At 68.8% G+C, this 6,182-nt stretch carries 2 protein-coding genes; both read left to right on the top strand.

The genetic code is table 11. The features are described 5' to 3' along the window. On the top strand, positions 1 to 4,403 hold a 4,403-nt coding region (locus IT184_07345; GenBank protein ID MCC7008615.1), incomplete at its 5' end, for a response regulator. 14 nt (positions 4,404 to 4,417) lie between these two features. Beyond that, a complete protein-coding gene (locus IT184_07340) occupies positions 4,418 to 6,124 on the top strand; it encodes a response regulator (GenBank protein ID MCC7008614.1) in 1,707 nt (568 codons plus the stop codon). The last annotated feature ends 58 nt before the right edge of the window (positions 6,125 to 6,182 follow it).

Raw genomic sequence — 6,182 nt, 5'->3', positions numbered from 1 at the left:
CGCGCGTGGCGCGCGAGGTCGGCACCGACGGCAAGCTCGGCGGCCAGGCGGTCGTCACCGGCGTGGCCGGCACGTGGAAGGACCTCACCGACAACGTCAACCAGATGGCCGGCAACCTGACCGCTCAGGTGCGCAACATCGCCGAGGTCACGGTCGCGGTGGCCAATGGCGATCTCTCGAAGAAGATCACGGTCGACGTCCGCGGCGAAATCCTGCAGCTCAAGGACACCATGAACACGATGGTGGAGCAGTTGCGATCGTTCGCCGCGGAGGTGACGCGCGTGGCGCGCGAGGTCGGCACCGAGGGCAAGCTCGGCGGGCAGGCCGAGGTGCCGGGCGTGGCGGGCACGTGGAAGGACCTGACCGACAACGTCAACTCGATGGCGTCGAACCTGACCGGCCAGGTGCGCAACATCGCGGACGTCGCCACGTCCATCGCGCGCGGCGACCTGTCGCGCAAGATCACGGTCGACGTGAAGGGCGAGATCCTGGAGCTGAAGAACACGATCAACACGATGGTCGATCAGCTCAACGCGTTCGCGTCCGAGGTCTCGCGGGTGGCGCGCGAGGTCGGCACCGAGGGCAAGCTCGGCGGCCAGGCGGTCGTGCCGGGCGTCGCCGGTACGTGGAAGGACCTGACCGACAACGTCAACTCGATGGCGTCGAACCTGACCGGCCAGGTGCGCAACATCGCCGAGGTGACGATCGCCGTCGCCAACGGCGACCTGTCGCGCAAGATCACGGTCGACGTCCGCGGTGAGATCCTGCAGCTCAAGGAGGCCATCAACGCGATGGTCGAGCAGTTGCGCTCCTTCGCGTCCGAGGTGACGCGCGTGGCGCGGGAAGTCGGCACCGAGGGCCGGCTCGGCGTGCAGGCCGTCGTGCCGGGCGTGGCCGGCACCTGGAAGGACCTGACCGACTCGGTCAACGTCATGGGCGCGAACCTGACGGCCCAGGTCCGCAACATCGCGGAAGTGACGACGGCCGTCGCGCGGGGGGACCTGTCGCGCAAGATCACCGTCGACGTGAAGGGCGAGATCCTCGAGCTGAAGAACACGATCAACACGATGGTCGACCAGCTCCGGTCGTTCGCCGCCGAGGTGACGCGCGTGGCGCGCGACGTCGGCACCGAGGGCCGCCTCGGCGGCCAGGCCGAGGTGCCGGGCGTGGCCGGCACCTGGAAGGACCTGACCGACTCGGTCAACGTCATGGCGGCCAACCTGACCGACCAGGTGCGCGGCATCGTGAAGGTCGTGACCGCCGTGGCCGACGGCAACCTCCGCCAGAAGCTCACCGTCGAGGCGAAGGGCGAGGTCGCGGCGCTCGCCGAGACGATCAACAACATGACCGACACGCTCGCGACGTTCGCCGAGCAGGTCACCAACGTCGCGCGCGAGGTCGGCGTCGAAGGGCGGCTCGGCGGCCAGGCCAACGTGCCGGGCGCCGCCGGCACCTGGAAGGACCTCACCGGCAACGTCAACCTGCTGGCCGCGAACCTGACCAACCAGGTGCGCGCCATCGCCGAGGTGGCGACCGCCGTGACCAAGGGCGACCTGACGCGGTCGATCCAGGTCGAGGCTCGCGGGGAGGTCGCCGAGCTGAAGGACAACATCAACACGATGATCGACAACCTGCGGGCGACGACCGACCGCAACCAGGAGCAGGACTGGCTGAAGACGAACCTGGCCAAGTTCACCCGGATGCTCCAGGGCCAGCGCGATCTCGTCACCGTCGGCCAGTTGCTGCTCTCCGAGCTGGCGCCGCTCGTCAACGCGCAGCAGGGGTCGGTCTACCAGATGCTCAGCGAGGTCGCCGACACGACGCCCAAGCTGTCGCTGCTCGCCGGCTACGCCATCACGACGCACCAGCCGACGCGCATCGAGGTCGGGCACGGGCTCGTCGGCCAGTGCGCGCTCGAGAAGCAGCGCATCCTGCTGACGACGGTGCCGCGCCACTACACCCGTGTGCACTCCAGTCTCGGCGCCGCCCGGCCCAAGAACATCGTCGTCCTGCCCGTGCTGTTCGAGGGCGAGACGAAGGCCGTGATCGAGCTGTCGTCGCTGCAGCCGTTCACCCCGACGCACCTGACGTTCCTCGAGCAGCTCACGCAGTCGATCGGCGTCGTGCTGAACACGATCGAAGCGACGATGCGCACCGAGAACCTGCTGCAGCAGTCGCAGCAGTTGACGATGGAGCTGCAGACGCGGCAGACCGAGCTGCAGCAGACCAACGAGGAGCTGGCGTCGAAGGCGAAGCAGCTCGCCGAGCAGAACGTCGAGGTGGAGCGCAAGAACAAGGAGGTCGAGCAGGCGCGGCGCGCCCTCGAGGAGAAGGCCGCCGAGCTGGCGCTCACCTCGAAGTACAAGTCCGAGTTCCTCGCGAACATGTCGCACGAGCTGCGGACGCCGCTGAACTCCATCCTGATCCTCGGGCAGCAGCTCGCCGAGAACGCGGGCGGCAACCTCACCGCCAAGCAGGTGGACTTCGCGAAGAACATCCACTCGGCCGGCACGGACCTGCTCACGCTCATCAACGACATCCTCGACCTGTCGAAGATCGAGTCCGGCACCGTCACGGTCGAGGCGGAGGAGATCACGTTCGCCGCGCTGCGCGACAGCGTCGTGCGGACCTTCCATCACCTGGCCGAGTCGAAGGGGCTGGCGTTCCAGGTGGAGATCGACACCCGCCTGCCGCTCACCTTCACGAGCGACCCGAAGCGTCTGCAGCAGATCCTCAAGAACCTCCTGTCGAACGCGTTCAAGTTCACGTCGCAGGGGCACATCTCGATGCGCATCCAGAAGGCCTCGTCGGGCTGGTCCTCGGACCATCCGATCCTGCGGTACGTGCCGGGCGCCATCGCGATCGACGTCACCGACACGGGGATCGGGATCGCGCCGGACAAGCAGCGCCTGATCTTCGAGGCCTTCCAGCAAGCCGACGCGGGCACGAGCCGCAAGTACGGCGGCACCGGCCTCGGCCTGGCGATCAGCCGCGAGCTGGCGACGCTGCTCGGCGGCGAGATCAAGCTAATGAGCGTTCCGGGCCAGGGCAGCACGTTCACGCTCTATCTGCCGGTGAGCTACACGGGCCCCGCGCGCGCCGTGACGCTGCCGGCGAGCGCCGCGGCGCTCGCGCCGCCGCCCCGCGCCGCTGCCGCGGCCCTGCCGGTGCTCGCCGTCGCCAAGGCGGAAGAGATCGTCACCGACGACCGTGAGCACATCCGCCCCGGCGACAACGTCGTGCTCATCGTCGACGACGACGCGCACTACGCGAGGGTGCTCGTGGGCCTCGCGCGCGACAAGGGCTTCAAGGCCATCGTCGCGAACCGCGGGCAGGCCGGCATCGCGCTCGCCAAGCAGTTCAAGCCGACCGCCATCACGCTCGACGTCTTCCTGCCCGACATGCTGGGCTGGACGGTCCTGAACAACCTGAAGCTCGACCCGTCGACGCGCCACATCCCGGTGCAGATGCTCTCGGTCGAGGAGGAGCGCCAGCACGGGCTCGCGCACGGCGCGTTCTCGTACCTCGTGAAGCCGGCGACGACCGAGGATCTCGAGAGCGCGTTCGATCGCATCCGGACCTACGTCAGCCCGCATCGGAAGCGCCTGCTGGTCGTCGAGGACAACGACATCGAGCGGCAGAGCATCGTCGCGCTGCTCGCGCACGACGACATCGAGATCGCCGCCGTGGGCACCGGCGCCGGCGCCCTCAAGGCGCTCGGAGCCGGCGGCTTCGACTGCTGCGTGGTGGATCTGCGCCTGCCGGACATGACCGGCTTCGAGCTGCTCGAGCGGATCCAGGCCGACCCCGGCTTCCGACGGATCCCGGTCGTGGTGTTCACCGGGAAAGCGCTGTCGGCGGACGAGGAAGCCCGTTTGAAGACCGTCGCGAAGAGCATCGTCCTCAAGGACGTGCAGTCGCCCGAGCGGCTCTTCGACGAGACCGCCCTCTTCCTGCACCGGGTCGTCGCCGATCTGCCGCCCGACAAGCGGCTGCTGCTGCAGCGGCTGCACAACTCGAACGACGTGCTCCGCGGCCGCAAGGTGCTGGTCGTCGACGACGATGCGCGCAACATCTTCGCGCTGACCACGGTCCTGGAGAACCAGGACATGGAGGTGCTGAGCGCCACCAACGGGCGCCAGGCGATCGACCTGATCCGTGAGATCCCCGATCTCAGCGTCGTGCTGATGGACATCATGATGCCGGAGATGGACGGCTACGAGACGATGCGCGAGATTCGGCGGCACCCGTCGTTCCGGACGCTGCCGATCCTCGCGCTGACCGCGAAGGCCATGAAGGGCGACCGGGAGAAGTGCCTCGAGGCCGGCGCCTCCGACTACATCGCCAAACCGGTCAACACGGATCAGTTGCTGTCGCTGCTCCGGGTCTGGCTGTATCGCTGAGGCGAGGCGCGGCCATGACGAGCCAGCAACCTCGCGTGCTCATCGTCGACGACCAGCCGCGCAACCTCGATGCGCTCGAGGCGATGCTGGCGCCGACCGGCTGCATCTGCGTGAGAGCGAACGGCCCCGACGAGGCGCTGCTGGCGCTCCTGCGCCACGACTTCGCGGCGATCGTCCTCGACATCCGCATGCCGGGCATGAGCGGGATCGAGCTGGCCAAGCTGATCAAGCAGCGCAAGCGCTCCCAGCACGTGCCCATCCTCTTCCTGACGGCCCACACCGTGGACGAGAACGACGTGCTCCTGGGCTACGACGTCGGGGCGGTGGACTACCTGAGCAAGCCGATCAACTCCGAGATCCTGCGGTCGAAGATCGGCGTGTTCATCGACGCGTTCCGCAAGACGATCGCGCTCGCCGAGCTGAACGACCAGCTCCAGCGGGAGATCGCGGATCGGGAGCACGCACAGCGGGCGCTGCAGCTCGCGAACGACGAGCTGGAACGGCGCGTCCAGGAGCGGACGGCGGCCCTGGTGCGGGCGCACCAGGGCGTACGGGAGAACGAGGAACGCCTGCGGATGGCCCTCGACGTGGCGCAGATCGCCGCTTGGGAGTGGGACCTGCTGACCGGGCGGATGCAGTGGTCGACGGATCCCGAGGCGCTGTTCGGGTTTCCGCCGGGCGCCTTCGGCCGGGAGCTGCGCATCGTCCGCGCGATCCATCCCGACGATCGACAGAAGGTGGAGAGCGCCGAGGCAGAGGCGCTCGAGACCGGGAGCTACGAGACCGAGTACCGCGTCGTCCGGGCCGATCGCTCCGTCGTCTGGATCACCGAGCGCGGCAAGCTCGTGGATCACGCGGAGGCGCCGCGCATGGTCGGCATCACCCGCGACGTCACGGCCGAGCGGGAGTACGCCCGTGAACGCGAGCGTCTGCTGCGCAGCGAGCAGCAGGCGCGCGACGAAGCCGAACGGCAGGGGCGGCTCAAGGACGAGTTCCTCGCGACGCTCAGCCACGAGCTGCGCACGCCGATGAACGCGATCCTCGGCTGGCTCGCGATCCTCCAGAGCGGCAAGCCGATTCGCGATCTGCCGTCGGCCCTCGCGGTCATCAGCCGCAACGCGCAGTTGCAGGCGAAGCTGATCGAGGACCTGCTCGACATGAACCGGCTCATGGCCGGCCACGTCCAGCTCGACCTCGCCTTGGTCGACGTGAGCGCGCTCCTGCAGGCGACCACGCAGGCGCTGCAGCCGGCGGCCGACGCCAAGGGCGTGCAGTTGCTGACCGCGGTCGAGCCGGCGCTCACGCCGACGCCCGCCGACGGCCGGCGGCTCCAGCAGGTGCTCTGGAACCTCGTCCACAACGCGATCAAGTTCACGCCGAAGGGCGGCCGCGTCGAGATCCATGCGGCGCAGGAAGCGCAGGCGATTCGCATCACCGTTGCGGACGATGGGTGCGGCATCACGCCGGAGTTCCTGCCGCACGTCTTCGAGCGCTTCCGGCAGCAGGACGCCTCCACCACGCGCGCGGCGTCCGGCCTGGGTCTCGGCCTCTCGATCGCCAGGCAGCTCGTCGAACTGCACGGCGGCACGATCACGGCGAGCAGTCCCGGCGAGGGACGCGGCGCGACGTTCGTCGTGCGCGTGCCGAGCCAGACGTCGCACGCCGGACCGTCGGCATCACCCCAGGACGGCACGCCGAGCGGCATGACGCTAACGGCGTGACCCCGCGGTTCATCCACCGCTGACCGAAGCCCACCATCGCGGCCGAGGCCGCCACAGC

The organism is Acidobacteriota bacterium (assembly GCA_020853395.1).
GTDB lineage: Bacteria > Acidobacteriota > Vicinamibacteria > Vicinamibacterales > SCN-69-37 > JADYYY01.
Note: the sequence above shows the minus strand (reverse complement) of the source record. Positions and strands in the feature narration are given on the sequence as shown.